At 38.7% G+C, this 17,739-nt stretch carries 8 protein-coding genes and 2 pseudogenes; 9 read left to right on the forward strand and 1 reads right to left on the reverse strand.

Annotated elements, in window-relative coordinates:
• From WKT20_RS12145 to WKT20_RS12180, 8 genes and pseudogenes are all read left to right on the forward strand, one after another.
• Positions 1-785 (forward strand): annotated as a pseudogene (locus WKT20_RS12145) (SusC/RagA family TonB-linked outer membrane protein); the annotation flags it as partial.
• 13 nt (positions 786-798) lie between these two features.
• Entirely contained in the window at positions 799-2,697 is a 1,899-nt protein-coding gene (locus tag WKT20_RS12150; RefSeq protein WP_117670967.1) for a RagB/SusD family nutrient uptake outer membrane protein, read from the forward strand.
• A gap of 41 nt (positions 2,698-2,738) precedes the next feature.
• Positions 2,739-5,585, forward strand: coding sequence for a SusC/RagA family TonB-linked outer membrane protein (locus WKT20_RS12155; protein WP_118166182.1), 2,847 nt, complete (start codon positions 2,739-2,741; stop codon positions 5,583-5,585).
• A 24-nt stretch (positions 5,586-5,609) separates the two neighbouring features.
• Positions 5,610-7,385 (forward strand): RagB/SusD family nutrient uptake outer membrane protein, encoded by a 1,776-nt coding sequence (locus tag WKT20_RS12160; RefSeq protein WP_340417429.1) that lies wholly within the window; start codon positions 5,610-5,612, stop codon positions 7,383-7,385.
• Positions 7,386-7,418: 33 nt separating this feature from the next.
• Positions 7,419-8,426, forward strand: a complete 1,008-nt coding sequence (locus WKT20_RS12165) for a DUF5627 domain-containing protein (protein ID WP_340417430.1) — start codon at positions 7,419-7,421, stop codon at positions 8,424-8,426.
• Positions 8,427-8,444: 18 nt separating this feature from the next.
• The gene (locus WKT20_RS12170) at positions 8,445-10,682 is read left to right on the forward strand and encodes an endo-1,4-beta-xylanase (RefSeq protein ID WP_340417431.1); all 2,238 of its coding nucleotides are present in this window, start codon (positions 8,445-8,447) and stop codon (positions 10,680-10,682) included.
• A 215-nt stretch (positions 10,683-10,897) separates the two neighbouring features.
• Positions 10,898-13,315 (forward strand): annotated as a pseudogene (locus WKT20_RS12175) (glycosyl hydrolase 115 family protein).
• Positions 13,316-13,379: 64 nt separating this feature from the next.
• Positions 13,380-14,705 carry a nucleoside hydrolase-like domain-containing protein gene (locus tag WKT20_RS12180; RefSeq protein ID WP_340417432.1) on the forward strand — a complete coding sequence of 442 codons (1,326 nt, stop codon included), beginning with the start codon at positions 13,380-13,382 and terminating at the stop codon, positions 14,703-14,705.
• 90 nt (positions 14,706-14,795) lie between these two features.
• Here the strand turns inward: WKT20_RS12180 and WKT20_RS12185 are convergent, their stop codons facing one another.
• Complete coding sequence (locus tag WKT20_RS12185) at positions 14,796-16,433, reverse strand: glycoside hydrolase family 43 protein (protein ID WP_259330704.1); 1,638 nt, start codon at positions 16,431-16,433, stop codon at positions 14,796-14,798.
• Positions 16,434-16,859: 426 nt separating this feature from the next.
• Here WKT20_RS12185 and WKT20_RS12190 point away from each other — a divergent pair, with 426 nt between their 5' ends.
• The gene (locus WKT20_RS12190; RefSeq protein WP_118441493.1) at positions 16,860-17,729 is read left to right on the forward strand and encodes an alpha/beta hydrolase; all 870 of its coding nucleotides are present in this window, start codon (positions 16,860-16,862) and stop codon (positions 17,727-17,729) included.
• Positions 17,730-17,739: the final 10 nt, after the last annotated feature.

The raw sequence follows: 17,739 nt of genomic DNA on the forward strand, positions 1-17,739 counted from the left end.
TTAACAAGACTCTGAGAAATAGTTTGCATTTATGGGCTAATATGAATATGACTCATGCCGTGAATGAAATTATTGAAGCTGATGATCCAGAATTGTTACCCGACTACCAGAAGGATGCCGGAAAGTCAATTGGTCAGACTCATACTTATGTAGACCATGGTTATACACAGACTATGGATGATATTTACGGAAGTACAGCATTTGAGTCAAATGATGATCAGAAATTGCCTGGAACTTACTATATCCTAGACTATAATGGTGATGGAGTTATTAACTCTTACGACCAGATTCCTTATGGATATTCTAGCAGTCCTCAGAATACATACAGTGCTTCATTAGGTTTTGATTATAAGGGATGGAGCTTCTTCGTTCAGTTCTATGGTGTGAATAACGTAACTCGTCAGGTAGTGTTCTCTACATTTAGTCAGAAACAGTTGATTGCCTATGATGAAGGTTCACGTTGGAGCAAGTATAATCCAAATCCAGATGTACCGATGGCACGTTTTGGTTCTACGACTAACAGTTATTATGATGCAGCTCGTTATTTCTATGATGGTTCATACATTCGTTTGAAGAATATAGAATTGTCTTACACCTTTACTAGCGGTTGGATCAAGAGTTTAGGACTTTCTAATTTGAAACTTTACGTTAATGGTAATAACCTTTGGGTATGGACTCGTATGCCTGATGACCGTGAATCAAATTTTGCAGGAACAGGTTGGGCCTCTCAGGGTGCTTATCCTACGGTGAAACGTATTAATTTCGGTTTAAAATTCACATTATAAAATGAAAAGTCAAATGAAAAGAAACAATATACGTACATTATTCTATGGGGGACTTCTTTCATTGTGCTGTGTAGGAATGACTTCTTGTGAAGATTATCTTGACAAAGCACCTGAAAGTAGTGTGAACCCTGAGGATGCTTTTAAAAATTTCCGGAATTTCCAGGGTTTTACGGAAGAACTGTATTACTGTATTCCTGATTTTGCACATGGCTACTGGAACAACTCATTCAACTGGGGAGAAGATGAACTTATCTCTTTTAGTATCGACTATCATATGGGATACAAAGTTGATATGGGAGATTTCTGGGGCTGGCAGTCAAGCTATGATGGCTGGCAATGCGGCTGGATGGACCGTAATAATACTGTCGCTAATTCTAGTGATCGTACGCAAAAATCTTTATGGCCATTGGCATGGTATGGTATTCGTAAATGTAATTTAGGCCTTGAGAATATTGATAAACTGGTAGAAGCCACAGAAGAGCAGCGTGACTTGATATTAGGCCAGCTTTATTTCTTCCGCGGATGGTTCCATTTTGAATTGATGCAGTATTTCGGTGGTTTACCTTATATTGATTCTGTACCATCTTCTTCTGAACCATTGCGTAACCCACGTTTGAGCTATCAGGAATGTGCTGACCGTGCAGCCGAAGATTTCCGTCGTGCAGCCGATCTGTTACCTATTGATTGGGATGATACTACTACTGGTAAGGCTACATATGGAAATAACCAGCAGCGTATCAATAAGATTATGGCTCTGGGCTATTTAGGAAAGAACTATTTGTGGGCTGGTAGTCCATTGATGAACTATGAGTCTCAGAATAGCAGAAGTTATAATGCGGATTACTGCAAGAAGGCTGCCGATGCTTTTGCAGAATTGTTGAATCTGGTAGAAAAAGGACAAACCCAATACGCCTTGGTCGATTTTGAACATTATACCGATATATTCTATACATTTAAACAGAATAGCAAGAATCCAGGTTCTACTGAAGCTATTTTCCAGACTCCGATGTACGACTGGTGGATGGGATCAGGCTGGTGTTTGGGTCCTCAATATGTTCCTTCTACTTTGGCAAATGAAACAAATGGTGTTGTTTTCTCACCGACAGCCAATTATGTAAATTATTATGGTATGAAAAACGGTCTTCCGCTGAATGACCCGGATTCTCATTTTGATAAAGAACATCCTTGGCGTGATCGTGACCCCCGTTTCTATGCCGACATTACTTATGATGGACTGCAGGTAATTCAGAATACAGCTAAATTTACTTCAGAGCAAAAGGATAAACAAATTCAGTATGCCAATCTTTATACTGGAGGTAATTATCGTGATGTAAAAAATGAAAGTCGTACCGGATACTTGCTGCATAAGTTTACTCCACTTGTAGTGAATGGTTTTGATGAAGGCTTTCGCGATTATGGTGATGCTTTGACTATTCAAGTAAGTTGGATGCGTTTGTCTGATATTTATTTAATGTATGCTGAAGCTGTGGCCAATGGTTATGGAGGCCCATCTGCAAAAGCCGACGGTTTCTCTTTGACCGCTGTCGATGCTGTAAATAAGATTCGTGAACGTGCGGGTGTAGATGATGTTGCTAGTAAATACGCCGGCTCATTAGACGGATTTATGAGCGAGTTACGACGTGAACGTGCCGTAGAATTAGCTTATGAAGGACATCGCTTCAATGATTTGCGTCGTTGGTTACTATTAACTGAGTATCCTTATACTATTAAAACTTCTCAGGAATTTGATCGCGTGGAACTGGATAAGGAAGATCCGACTCAAAGTCGTGTTTCTAATTTCAGAGAAGAGGTGATTGTAACTCGTAATTTCTCTGAGAAACATTATTGGTTGCCTTTGAAGGTTTCTGATGTGAATATTTATCCGGAATTATATCAGAATCCCGGTTGGTAATGCTCTTGAGAATTTTGAATGCTAATTAAAAAGGAATTAAAATGAAAAACATACGAATAAAGTCTGTTTTATGTGCGGCACTTGCAACTTCTTCATTGTATGTCGGCGCTCAAAATTTGCCGTCAGAATTGTTGGATGCCAGTTCAGATTCTTTATCTGTTGCTGAAGAGGAATTAGTACAGGTTGCTTATAGAAAGGTGAACAAAAAAGACCTTTTAGGAGGAGTTTCTTCTGTAAATGTAGAAGAATTAATGAAAAAGGATTATTTCACATACAGTTTAGACGGCATGGAGAACATGGTTAGTGGCTGGAACGGAAGTAGTTTGTGGGGAATGGATTCTTATCTGGTATTGGTAGATGGAGTGCCCCGTGATGCAAACAACGTAATGCCTTCTGAAATTAAAGACATTACTTTCCTGAAAGGTGCTTCTGCCGTGGTTCTGTATGGTAGCCGTGCTGCCAAAGGTGTTATTTATATCACAACTAAACGTGGAAAGGAAGGAGATACTCGTATTGATGTAAGAGGTAATACCGGTTTTTTCGTTCCGAAAAGTTATCCGAAATATTTAGGATCAGCTGAATACATGACATTGTATAATGAAGCTCGTGTAAATGATGGCATGGATCCGTTATATAGTGATGTGGATATTTATAACCATGGTTCTGGAATAAACCCTTATCGTTATCCGGATGTAAATCTTTATTCTGATGATTATCTGAAAAAGGCTTACAATCAGTCGGATGTAACGGCTGAAATTTCAGGTGGTTCTGAAAAGGCACGGTTTTATACCAATATCAACCTTTATAATACAGGTTCATTGATAAAGGTAGGTAATGCGAAAGATGACCGTACAACTCGCTTTAGTGTACGTGGTAACATTGATGTGAATCTGGGACAATATGTTAAGACTTACGTGAATGCCAATGCTACTTTCTATGATGGACGTAGTGCCCGTGGTAATTTCTGGGGAGCTGCAGCTTCGCTGAGACCCAACCGTATCTCTCCGCTGATTCCTGTTGATTATATTATGCAGAATAATACGGATGCCTGGAATCTTGTAAATAATAGTCGTTACTTAATTGATGGAAAATATCTGTTAGGCGGTACACAAGTAGATCAGACTAATGAAATTGCCAATCTTTATGCGGCTGGTGTCAATACCTATACAAGTCGTCAATATCAGTTTGACATGGGAGTAGATGTGGATCTTTCTATGCTTTTGAAAGGCCTTTCCTTTCAGACTCGTTTTGCGATAGATTATGCAACAACCTACAATCGCTATTATGGTGATACTTATGCTACTTATGAACCTCAATGGGCTAATGTGAACGGCCAGGATCAGATTGTGGGTCTGACAAAGTATGGTGATGACGTACACGATGGTATTCAGCATATTGCCGGTAGCTGGAATCGTCAGACTATGGCATTCTCGGCTCAGTTGAACTATAACAATAAATTTGCAGATAGTCACAATATTTCTGCTATGTTGATTGCTGCCGGATATCAGCAAGGTGAAAGTGCCGTATATCATAAAACTAGCAATGTCAATTTAGGTTTGCAGGTTGATTATGATTATTTGAGCAAATATTATATGAGTTTTGGAGGAGCTTTGATCCATTCTGCTCGTCTTCCGGAAAATAATCGTAATGCTTTCTCACCTTCACTTACTTTGGGATGGCGTTTAAGCAATGAAAGCTTCCTGGAAGATTCATCGGTTCTGGATGATTTAATGTTGAGTGTTTCAGGTTCGGTATTAAATACAGACCTGGGAATTGATGATTACTATATGTACCAAAGTAGCTACGACCAGGCTAATGGTGCTTGGTGGGGTTGGGCTGATGGTAACCAGAGCCATGCAACAGAAGCTAGACGCGGTAATAATTCAGATCTGTCTTTCATCAAGCGTAAGGAGATTAGCGTAGGATTACGCGGTTCTTTATGGAATAAGATGTTGACTTTTGATGCATCATTCTTTAAGAATAGCCTTGAAGGAATGTTGGTTCAACCTTCTAATAGTTATCCGAATTATTTTGTGTCTTATTGGCCCGAAAGTACTTTGCTTCCTTATGTGAACTATAACAATAGTACCCGTACAGGTTTTGATTTAGCATTGAATTTCAATAAGAAGATGGGTGAAGTTGATTTTAATTTGGGAGTAAATGCTACTTACTATACCAATGAGAATACAAAGGTAGATGAACTGTATGAAGATGCATATCGTTATCGTAAGGGCAAACCTACTGATGGTATGTGGGGATTACAGGCTGAAGGTTTCTACAACAGTGAAGAGGAAATTCAGAATTCAGGAATCACTTCTTCTTTCGGTGAGTTGAAACCTGGTGATTTGAAATATGTAGATCAGAATGGTGATAAGATTATCGATGAAAAGGATGAAGTTTATTTGGGAGAACGCTATGGCTGGCAAGGAACTCCGTTGACAGTAGGTTTGAACCTTACATTGAAATGGAAGAACTTTACTTTGTTTGCTTTAGGTACCGGTTATTGGGGTGCTTCTGCTTTCATGAGTGGTGATTATTATTGGGTATATGGAGATAAGAAGTATTCAGAAGTGGTACGTGGACGCTGGACTCCTGAAACTGCAGAAACCGCAACTTATCCACGTTTGACTACACAAACGGATAATCACAACTATCGTAATTCTGATTTCTGGATGTATAAGACTAATCGGTTTAATCTGTCTCGTCTTCAGTTGACTTATGATTTGCCTAAACAATGGTTGGGAAATTCATTTGTACGTAGTTTCTCAGTATATGCTTATGCAAGCAACTTGTTGACAATATCGAAAGAACGTGAAAAGTTGGAACTGAATACAGGAGCAGCTCCTCAGACTCGTTTCTACAACATTGGTTTCAAGATAGGTTTCTAAATTGATAAATAAAAGTAGATTCTTATGAAAAAAATATTGACAGTTTTTGTCGCGGCTTTTTTACTGGTGGGATGCGATGATTTATTTACACCAGCAATTGAAAATAATAAGCAAGTTTCGGATGGCCTTGAAGATCCTTTGTATGCAGAAGGAATTTTGGCTAATGCTTATACTCGTAATCCCTACAATTCACAGTCATTTAATGATGTGGCTACAGATGACGCTGTAACTAACCAGACAAGTAACAGTTATCTGAAGATGGCTACTGGTTCATGGACATCAAATAACAATCCGATGGATCAGTGGGGATCTTGTAAGGCTGCTATTCATTACATTAATCTTTTCTTGACTCAGGTTGATCAGGTTTCATGGGTAAAAGATCCGGTTGTGAATAAAATGTTTTGTGACCGTTTGAAAGGTGAAGCTTATGGTTTGCGTGCAATGTTTAATTTTTATATGTTGCAGGCTCATGCTGGATACACAGAGGATGGTCGTTTGATGGGAGTACCTATTGTGGAGGAATTAGAAGATGAAACTTCTAATTTCAACTATCCGCGAAACACTTTTGATGAATGTATTCAGGCTATTTATGATGATGTTCAACGGACTGGAGAATTGTTACCTCTTGATTATGAGAATATTTCTTCCGATGCAGAAGTTCCGGAAGTATATCGTTCTGAAGGAGCTAACTTCAGCCAGTACAACATTGTGTTTGGTAACAATTTCCGTTCTCGTATGAGTGGACGTATCGCGTTGGCTTTTCGTGCAAAAGCTGCACTCTTAGCTGCCAGTCCGGCATTTGCAGAAGGCAGCAAAGGAACATGGGCAGAAGCTGCTGACTATAATGGTGAAATCCTGGACTTGATTGGTGGAGTAGCAGGTTTGGCAGCTCAGGGAAATACGTGGTATAAGAATGCGGTTGAAATTAATAGCTTGACTGGAGGTTCTAATCCTCCGGAGATGCTTTGGAGAAATGGTAAGGATGCTACAGCTTATTCATTAGAGCAGGCGCAGTTTCCACCCAGCCTTTACGGTAGCGGTCAGATCAATCCGACTCAGAATTTAGTTGATGCTTTCCCGATGGCTAATGGTTATCCAATTGACTCTCCTGAAGCTGATTATGATGACCAAAATCCTTATGCCAACCGTGACCCACGTCTGGCTCTCTATATTGTGGTGAATGGTACCGTTATGGGTACTGATGGCAAGAGCATTGATACAAGTGTAGATAATACTTCTAACAATGATGGTTTAAATAAAGAAAACGGCTATTCTACTCGTACAGGTTATTATTTGCGTAAACATTTGCGTGAAGATGTATATTTGAGCTCTACAACCACAACAGGACAGCCACATTATAGTCCGCGTATCCGTTACACTGAAATTTATTTGAATTATGCGGAAGCAGCTAATGAGGCATGGGGACCTACAGGTACTGGTTTACATGGTTATTCTGCTTATGATGTTATTAAAGCCATTCGTCAGCGTGCCGGAATTAAAGATGCTTCAGGAAATGATCCTTATTTGGAAAGTGTGAAGAATGATCAGGCTAAAATGCGTGATTTAATACGAAATGAACGTCGTTTGGAATTGTGTTTTGAAGGTTTCCGCTTTTGGGATTTGCGCCGCTGGAACATGGATTTGAACGAACCGGCAAAAGGAATACGTATTAGTGGAGGAACCTATCAGGTGTTTAATGTTGAAAGCCGTACATATAATGATTTCATGCGGTTTGGTCCTATTCCTTATAGCGAAGTAGTGAAATTTGATGCATTGGAACAGAATAAGGGTTGGGATTGATTTTATGTGGAATAATTTTTAATGACTGAAAAAATGAAAAAACTATTTTATTTGTTTTCACTGTTAGCGTTGGTTTCTTTCTCTTCGTGTGAGAATGGGGATTGGTCTTTCCCTGACTATGGAACAACTACTGTATATTTTGCTTATCAGTATCCGGTGCGTACTATCGTTTTGGGTAATGATGAAGTCTTTGACAATACACCTGATAATCAACATAAATGTATGATTAAGGCAACAATGGGTGGTGTATATGAAAATCAAACATCGCCTGTGGTTGATATTGAAGTGGTAAATTCTTTGTGTGACAACTTGAAGTTCTCTACAGGAGAAGACGTGGTTCCTATGCCTGCTGAATATTATACACTTTCTTCTGACCAAATCACTATACCTCAAGGTCAGATTAGTGCGGGAGTAGAAGTACAGTTGACTGATGCTTTCTTTGCTGATCCTAAAGCAATAGAAACTACGTATGTAATTCCTTTGGTAATGTCAAATGTACATAATGCGGATTCTATTTTGTCAGGCTCTCCTTTAGTGGAAAATCCTGTTCGTTGCAACAAGTCAGACTGGAATGTATTGCCGAAAGATTACATTTTGTATGCCGTGAAGTATATTAATCCGTGGGATGCAGTTTATTTGCGTCGTGGGGTAGATCAAATTACTCAAGGTGGTGCTACTAATACAGTAGTTCGTCATACAGGTTCTGTTGAAAGTGATGAAGTTTGTGAATTGACAACTCGCTCATTGAAGGATGCTAATTTTGCTTTGACTCTTAATGATCAAAATTGCAACTTGATTCTTTCTTTTAATGATAATAATGAATGTACACTTTCTACAGACACTCCGGGTTGCACTGTTTCAGGTTCTGGTAAGTATGTAGAGAAGGGAGAAAAGAATTCCTTTAATAACAAAGATCGTGATGTCTTGTATTTGGATTATACAGTGGATTTAGGTTCTACTGTCTATGCAACTAAGGATACATTGGTTATGCGCGATCGTCAGGTTAAGGCTGAATGGTTTGATGTTACATATAATAAATAACCTTAAATTAAAGAAAACATGAAACAATATATGAAATTGCTTCCGGTATTAGCCTTAGGGATGGTAGTAGAATCATGTGTTGACGATGCCATATTGCCCTATTCGGTTCAAAAGCCGACAAGCGTTGCTCAATATGAATATTTGAATAATTATGACGTGTTGAAATCATATCTGGACCGTGCTAAAAATCCCAACTTCAAGTTGGGATTAGCGGCCAGTGTAAGTGATTTTGTTCAGCAAGGTGTAGTTTATGAAGCGGTTACTACAAACTTTGACGAGATGACTGCAGGCAATGCAATGAAATATGCCTCAGTTGTAGCCGATGATGGTACGATGAACTTTTCAACGGTTTCAAATTTTGTAGATGTAGCCAAAGCTGCAGGTATTACGATTTACGGTCATACATTAGGTTGGCATGCACAGCAGAATATGACTTATTTGAATGGGTTGATTGCTTCAACTGTTGTTCCGGCTGATCCTTCAACAGTTAATCATTATTTGTTGTTACATCAGGATACTAAGGCTAATCCTTGGGATGGACAAGTTTATTATGCTTTGGATAATACTTTGTCTAAAGGAAAAGAGTATACTTTAAGTTTTAGAGCGAAGGCTTCAGAGTCTTTTAATTTTCAACTTTGGGTGATGAGAGCGTCTGGAGCAGATGTGACCGTTGATGGTGGAACTTCTATTGCTACTGATTGGACTGATTATTCTTTTAAATTTACACCCGCAGATGATGACTGGAATACTATAAAATTTGTTTCAGGAGAATTGGCTGGTGATTTTTGTGTAGATGATTTGAAACTGGTTGAAGCTGGTTCTGAAGAGAATTTAGTTGCAAATGGTGATTTTGAGAAAGATAATTTGAATGGTTGGGCTAAATATAGTTGGCATGCCATTACTTATATGATTCAAGCTGATGCTGCAGGTGGTAGTGGAGGTGGATATTGTTTGAATATGACAAATTCAGCACCTGGAACAGATGTTTGGAGTGCTCAAGTTTGGTATAATTTGAGTGAACCATTAAAAGCTGGAGTTGAATATTCTTTTACTTGTATGGCAAAAGCTACAGATGCTTTGAATATTCCTATTTATTTGCAATCAACAACTTCGGGCAATCAAGGGTATTTGCCTGAATTAGTAGTTTCGAAAGAATGGAATAAGTCAACAGTTACATTTACTCCCAGTGAGGCCATATTTGATAAGTTTACATTTAATTTTGGAACTTTTAATGGAACTATTTCAATTGATAATGTTGAACTGAAAGAAGTGGGTTCTGATGTAAATCTGATGGTAAATTCAGACTTTGAAGCAGGTAATATAAATGGTTGGCAAAGTTGGAATGGTTATGAATCTTTATCTGCTTTGGGTGAGGGATATAATCCTGGTGATCAAGTGATTGAAATGACTCCTGAAGAAAAGAAAGATACGCTTACTTGGGCTTTGGATAACTGGGTTAAAGGTATGATGGAAGCAACAGGTGGTTATGTAACAGCTTGGGATTTGGCAAATGAAACAGTTTCTGGTACTGATAGTGATGGTGATGGTATTTATGAATTACAATCATCTGAAAATGGAGATCCTACAACTAATTTCTATTGGACTGATTATTTAGGCGATATTGATTATGTACGTATTCTTGAATCAAGAGCACGTAAATATTTCAAGGAATATGGAGGCGACCCGTCTAAGTTGAAGTTGTTTATCAATGATTTTAATCTTGAGTCTTGGTGGGATGGCAACAAAAAGGCAAAGAGCTTGGTTGAATGGATTAAAAGATGGGAATCAGATGGTGTAACAAAGATTGATGGTATTGGAACCCAGATGCACGTAAGCTATATTTTGAACGAAGCAGATCAAAAAGCTCAGGAAGATGCAATCGTTAATATGTTTAAGATTTTAGCTGCAAGTGGTAAGCTTATCAAAATCTCAGAATTGGATATGGGTATTGTAGACAAAGAATTCGGTACAGCTATTAAGACCGAGAATGTAACTTATGAGCAACAACTGAAAATGGCAGAGTTCTATCAGTTTATTATCAATAAATATTTTGAGATAATTCCTGTAGAACAGCAATATGGTATTACTCAGTGGTGTGCTACAGATAGTCCGGCTGATTCTGGATGGAGACCAGGAGAACCTACTGGTTTATGGAATAGCAGCTTTAAACGTAAACCGACGTATGCTGGATTTGCTAATGGACTTGCTGGTAAAGTTATAGCAGAGCCATCTGAAGAATTGAGTCAGGAAAAATAATTAAGCATTTGTAATACCAAAATTAGAAGTGTTTAATAGACAAAATTCAGAGTGATAATTTCACAAGAATAAAATTATACATGAAAGTTTCTCTTATTCCTATTTTTGTTATTTGTAAAAGATGGGGATAAGAGAAATTTTCATAATATTGGATGTGGAATTGATTACGAGTCTTTGTTGTCGTTTTTTGAAATAAATGATTTTAAATTTATACCATGAAAATACATAGTTTAATTTGCCTTTTGCTTATAGTATGTTTGGATACATTTTCAGCAAATCGGTTTGTGGTTTTTGAAAAAGAAAGTAATGCGTTTTCTTTAGTATCTGATAACAAAATAATAAATATCCTTATAGATAAAGAAGATCAAAGAGGTATTCATATTGCTGCTGAAAATTTATGTGAGGATTTTAGTCAGGTGTTTGGGATGAAGCCTCAGTTGACAACTGAAATTTCGGATGAGAATTGCATTATCGTAGGAAGTCTGAATTCAAAGTATATTAAGCAACTTATCCAGAAGGAGAAGTTCGAAAAGAAACAATTGCAAGGGAAAAATGAGAAATATATTATAACAACCGTTGACGCTCCTTTTAATGGAGTTAAAAAAGCATTAGTAATTGCTGGTAGTGACCGTAGAGGTACTATTTACGGCGTTTATGAGTTGTCAAAACAGCTTGGAGTGTCACCTTGGTATTGGTGGATGGATGTGCCAGTAGTAAAGAGAACAGAAGCTTATATATTACCGGGTATTTATACAGATGGAGAACCTGCCGTAAAATATCGTGGTATATTTTTGAATGATGAAGCTCCTTGTCTGACAAGCTGGGTAAAGCAATATTATGGAACAGATTTTGGTGATCATCGTTTTTATGCCCAGGTTTGTGAACTGATTCTTCGCCTTAAGGGAAACTTTTTATGGCCTGCTATGTGGGGATGGGCTTTTTATGCAGATGATTCTCTCAATAGTAAGACTGCAGATGAAATGGGGTGATTATTGGTACATCACATCATGAACCTATGGCGCGAAACCATCAAGAATGGGCCCGTAAACGTAATGAATATGGTGCATGGAATTATTCGACGAATAAAAAAGTGTTAGATCAGTTTTTTCGAGAAGGTATTGAGAGGGTAAAAAATACTGAAGATATAATTACTATTGGTATGCGTGGAGATGGGGATGAGGCTATGAGTGAAGATACCAATGTAAAACTGATGGAGTCTATAGTTGAAAACCAACGTCGAATTATTGAGGATGTGACTGGAAAGCCGGCAAAGGAAACTCCTCAGGTATGGGCTTTATATAAAGAGGTACTTGATTATTATGACAAGGGAATGCGGGTTCCTGAAGATGTAATAATGTTGCTTTGTGATGATAATTGGGGCAATGTGCGTCGTCTTCCTAACGATAAGGAGCGTAAGCATCCGGGAGGATGGGGAATGTATTATCATGTAGACTATGTGGGAGCGCCCCGAAATTCAAAATGGATGAATATGACTCCAATACAAGGAATGTGGGAGCAGCTTCATCTTACTTATGAATACGGAGTGGACAAACTTTGGATACTTAATGTGGGGGATCTTAAACCGATGGAGTATCCTATTACTTTATTTTTAGATATGGCATGGAATCCGAATGATTATTCTGTTGATAATTTTATGCAACATCCTTATTGCTTCTGTGAACAAATATTTGGTAAAGGGCAGGCTGAGGAAGCAGCTCGGATTCTTAATTTGTATACCAAGTATAATGGTCGTGTAACGGCGGAAATGCTGGATTGTGACACTTATAATCTTGAAACAGGGGAATGGAAGCAAGTAGCAGATGATTATGTATGCTCAGGCCATGAACCATAAACTTTATGAAGAAGGAAATCCGGAAGCTAATGATTGGGCTGACAAGGTAGAAGCTTGCTTTGCTCGTGATAAAGCATTGAGTGAAGACTATAATAACATTATGAGCAATGGAAAATGGAAGGGGATGATGACTCAAAAGCATATAGGTTATACTTCATGGAATGATGACTTTTCAGTTGACAAACAACCGGAAGTATTCAGATTATCAGAGGAAAATGTAGGGGGATACATCTTTGAAGGGACTGGCGGATATGTGGCTATGGAAGCTGAGCATTTCTTTGAAACCAAGTCTCCTGAGAGCCTCAAATGGCAGGTGATTCCCGATATGGGAAGAACATTGGGAGGAATCACATTAATGCCTTATACAAAGCCGGTGGAGGGTGCTACGGTTTCTTATAAGATGGTTTTACCAGAGGAGATAAAGAAGTGTAAGACTGTGAATGTCATTGTGGTTGTAAAATCCACTCTTGCTTTTCATAACACAGACGGTCATAGATATGCTATAGGTTTTAGAAATGGTAATAAAGTGACGGTGAATTATAATCATGATTTGAATGAACATCCTGAGAATATCTATACTACATTTTATCCTACGGTAGCAAGGCGTGTAGTTGAAAAACAGGTGCGTCTTGATTTGCCTGTAAGTCAGGACGGTAGTTATATAATTGATTTTTCGCCTTTAGATCCTGCAGTAGTTTTGGAAAAGATTGTGGTTGATTATGGGGGATATAAAAAGTCTTATTTATATATGAATGAGTCTCCATGTAGAAGAACGAGGTAAAGTGGATATTTTATTTATGATGAGCAATTAGTTTGATGACTATTGACAATAAAACAGTTTTGATATGAGATATATTGTTTTGACTTTGTTTTTGGGCTTTTGTGGATTTCTGTTTGCACGAAATGATTTAGGAAAACAAAGATTGATTGTAACTACAGATTTAGGTGGAGCTGATCCGGATGACAAGCAATCATTGATACACCTTTTGGTATGTGCAGATAGAATGGATATAGAGGGAATCATCAGCTCAAATGCTTGGGTAGATGACCCGGATAGAACTTCAGATATAACAGAAGTCATTGATTGTTATGCAGATGCTTATCCTTTTTTAAAGAAACATGCAAACGATTTTCCATCACCTGATTATTTGAAGAGTATTGTAAAAAGGGGACAAGAAAAATCGAATATGTCAGGAGTTGGGGAAGGTAAGGAGTCTCCGGGTTCTGAATTAATTATTGCGGCGGTAGATAAAGAAGAAGACGCTCGTCCTGTCTGGCTTGCTGCATGGAGTGGAATGAATACGATAGCACAAGCTATTTGGAAAGTCCATTCTACCAGAAGTCCAGAAGAATTCCAAAAATTTGTAGCTAAAATTCGAATTTATGATGTGTTAGGGCAAGATGATGCTGGAGCTTGGATTGCTAAATCTTTTCCGGAAATCTTTTATATAAGAAATACGGAAATTTATGGATGGGGACCTGGTGATGAATGGATTAAAGATAATGTTCAGTCAAGAAAACCGTTAGGTGGTTGTTATCCAGACAGGATATGGGCCTCGGAAGGTGATTCTCCTTCTTTTTTATATGTATATGCGAATGGATTGAATGTTCCGGATAGCCTTGCGTACGGTGGATGGGGAGGCCGATTTAAAATGGAACGTACTGCAGGTATACGAGGAATGGATTTTATTGAAAAATCAGGTAAGAGTGAGAAAATTTATGATCCCTATTTTATGCATGCTAGTACGTCCGAGGGTATTGCTGCCATTAATAAATGGCGACAGCATATTTTGAATGATTTTGCTGCGAGAATGTGTTGGGCTACTACAGATAAATTTTCGGATGCTAACCATCATCCGGTCGTTGTTTTTGAGAATGATTCAACATTTAATTTTTCTAGTAAAACAGTTGAGGCAGGGGAAGTATTGCAGTTGGATGCTTCTTCATCGTATGACCCCGATGGAAATAATTTACATTATAATTGGTATGTGTATGAGGAGCCTGGTACGTATAAAGGTGTGGTAGAAATTGAGTCTGACAAGCAGGGAATGTGTGTGTTACACATTCCTGAAGATGCTACAGGTAAAAATTTTCATTTAATTTTAGAATTAAAGGATGATGGTGTTCCTAGTCTTACTGGGTATCGAAGGTTTGTCATACATGTTAAATGATGAGAATAAAAAGAGGCTGCCCTTTTAAGCAGCCTCTTTTCTTTGAGTATAGAAGATATTTCTTATACTCTTTGTGGTTACCAATTTTGATTATAAAGCTTCCGCATCGTTGGAAGTAGTAGCATACAAACCAATCATTGCACCGGTAAATCCGCCAGCTACGTTGGTAGAAAGAATGTCTCCGGAAACGGTTCCTCCTACGGTCTGGTAGTTATTATCTTTCACAGAGTAGCTGAATGTGTATTTATCTCCTTCGGCTGTTACGCGCAGACTGATCGGAGTGTTTCCTTCAATTTTTTCGCTGGCAATGGTTGAAGATTCTCCCTTTTCAGTACGTTGCAGTACGATATAACTATCTTCTGCTTTTTTTGTTACCCCAAATACATAGTTGAATTTTTCGCTTTGATAGCAAGTGATTCCGGCGAGGTCTTTTTCTGTACGGGGAACATATTTCAGTGTAGTTGTAGCCGTGAAATTGAGGTGCTGCTGGCGATAGAACAATGTAGAAGTAGGAAGAACTGCCTTGATATTGGTTTCGTAAGGTGTAATTGTTAGACCTTCCGCAGTAGTAGAAATGAATCCTTCTCTGGCACCTCTTACTCCTACCCAGCGGTAATCAAGTGAACTTCCGGTGAAAGTTTCTGTAAATGTAAAGTTTCCGTTAGGGAAATATCCGTTCTTTCCAGTTTCATTCTTCACACCTTGTGGCATAGCCAGTTTAGGCTGGATAGGCTCCAGACCGCCTTTGAATACAGGGAAAGTGCCGCTCCAGTCTACGGGTAATATAAAGGTTTCACGTCCGGTATTTACTCTGTTGGCTTCATTAGGGCGAATAGCAAGGAATACGCCATAGTATTGTCCATCAGGACCTTCTACCAAATCGGCATGACCAGCCCAGTCTACTTTAAACGGACGTTCAGCCGGCAGATGTCTCTGTGACAGGATCGGATTTTCAGGAGCAGGCTTGAAAGGACCTTGTGGATTGTCACTGATGAAGATAACTTCACTGTGCCAGCCTCCGGTACCTCCTTCTGCACACATCAGGTAGTATTTTCCATCTTTTTTGTAAAGATGTGGCGCCTCTATCCAGATAGGCTTTTTAGACAAATCTACTCCTCCGTTCACTACAACTTTGTCTGTACCCGGAATAATCTGGTCTTTTTCCAGGTCGTATTCCCAAACTTTAATAACTCTGTGTCCTTCGTATAATGGTTTTTCGGGTGCATCGTTGTGAGTGACGTATGCCTTGCCGTTGTCATCAAAGAAGATGTCGGGGTCAATGCCTTCAAAGTTCAATTTGATAGGATCGCTCCAGCCTTTCATCGGGTCTTTGGTTTTCACAATCATATTTCCCATCCCTCCTGAGAACTGAGTAGTAATCATATAGAAGGTATCATTGTAGGAATTATATCGGATAGTCGGAGCGTAAATACCGGCACTGATTCCAGAATCTTCTACCTTTAGCTGTGAAGGGCGGTCGAGCACATGTCCTATCTGTTTCCAGTTTACTAAATCCGTAGAATGGAAAATGGGTACTCCGGGGTTGATGGCAAAAGAGGAGCATACCAGGTAATAATCGGTTCCTTTCTTGCAAATGCTGGGGTCCGGGTAACATCCCTGTAGTATAGGATTATAAAATTCTCCTTCTGTCAGCGGGTTCTTTTCATATACTGCATCTTTCCCCGTGTAGGTGAATTGTGTGAACACAGGAGTACCCGGATCGGGCATCGTTACCTTGTTTCCACACGAGGCAGCGATGAGGCTTAGTGTTCCCAATGTGAGTAATTTAAATTGATTTTTCATGATTAAATAATTAGTTGTAAATAATTGAATGATTGTGTTGGTTAAATGAAGTATTTATGTAATCTTTCATTGGCAAATTTACTTGTTTTGTGTGGGGTATGTGTGACGGCATGTTGCATATCTTTTATTCTATGTTACGAGATACTGTTTTCTTTCCGATAGGATACGTGTTTATGTAATTGCTTGTTTATTAGTTTGATATAAATGGGAATGTAATAAGAGTATATGTAAAATGTACGTTTTGTAAATGCAATATCGCTTATGTGTAACGTGAACGAAAGTCCTGGTAACGTAATTTATTGTAATTTGTATGCTTGGTGCGTATTTTTGTATGGATTAAATTTTAAGTCTATGGATAAACATTCTTTTTTTATTGCTTTATGGGTTTTATGCTTTATACCCGTATCGTTATTTTCGCGTAGCAGAGTCGTAAATGATACAATCTTTAGTAAAAAGTTAAATGCAGAAAGAACATGCTCGGTGTATCTTCCTCCATCTTATGGAGAAGTTCCGGGAAAAAAATATCCAGTACTTTATCTTTTTCATGGAATGTCGCAAACTAATCAAGACTGGGTATGGCGCGGACATGTGCAGGAGGTGGCCGACCGTTTGATATATTCACAGGAAGCTCGTGAGATGATTATTGTGATGCCTGATGCTGGTGGTGATATTTACAAGGAAATATGGAATGGTTTCTTTAATATGCCTGGCTGGCTTTATGAAGATTTCTTTTTTGAGGAATTCCTGCCTTATGTAGAAAATAAATATCACGTTATTGGGGATAAAGAGAATCGTGCAGTAGCCGGATTATCCATGGGAGGCGGAGGAGCTACCGGCTATGGGTTGTGGCATGCAGATAAGTTTGCTTCGGTGTATGCGATGAGTGCGCTGATGTCAATTCCGGAAGAAGGAGCAGCCCGTTTTGATAATCCGGACAGCAAGCTGGCTATTTTGACACGAGCTGTGATAGAAAGGAGCTGTATCAAGCGTGTGACGAATGCAGATGCAGGTACGATTCAGACACTGAAATCAGTGAGATGGTTTGTGGATTGTGGAGATGACGATTTCTTGCTTGACCGAAATATCGAGTTCTTTCAGGCCATGCGCAAAGCGGGAATACCGTGTCAGTTTAGGGTAAGAGACGGTGGACACGATTGGGAATATTGGCATTCTGCTTTATATTTGTGTCTGCCTTTTGTTTCAGGAACATTCAGTAAATAATAATTGTAAG

The organism is Phocaeicola sp. ICN-14070, from assembly GCF_037892625.1.
GTDB classification, from domain to species: domain Bacteria; phylum Bacteroidota; class Bacteroidia; order Bacteroidales; family Bacteroidaceae; genus Phocaeicola; species Phocaeicola plebeius.

Bases quoted from the DNA above. Each gene is read 5' to 3' on its own strand.
- WKT20_RS12190 (WP_118441493.1), top strand. From the start codon at position 16,860: ATGGATAAACATTCTTTTTTTATTGCTTTATGGGTTTTATGCTTTATA.
- WKT20_RS12165 (WP_340417430.1), top strand. From the start codon at position 7,419: ATGAAAAAACTATTTTATTTGTTTTCACTGTTAGCGTTGGTTTCTTTC.
- WKT20_RS12180 (WP_340417432.1), top strand. From the start codon at position 13,380: ATGAGATATATTGTTTTGACTTTGTTTTTGGGCTTTTGTGGATTTCTG.
- WKT20_RS12185 (WP_259330704.1), bottom strand. From the start codon at position 16,433: ATGCCCGATCCGGGTACTCCTGTGTTCACACAATTCACCTACACGGGG.
- WKT20_RS12160 (WP_340417429.1), top strand. From the start codon at position 5,610: ATGAAAAAAATATTGACAGTTTTTGTCGCGGCTTTTTTACTGGTGGGA.
- WKT20_RS12155 (WP_118166182.1), top strand. From the start codon at position 2,739: ATGAAAAACATACGAATAAAGTCTGTTTTATGTGCGGCACTTGCAACT.
- WKT20_RS12150 (WP_117670967.1), top strand. From the start codon at position 799: ATGAAAAGAAACAATATACGTACATTATTCTATGGGGGACTTCTTTCA.
- WKT20_RS12170 (WP_340417431.1), top strand. From the start codon at position 8,445: ATGAAACAATATATGAAATTGCTTCCGGTATTAGCCTTAGGGATGGTA.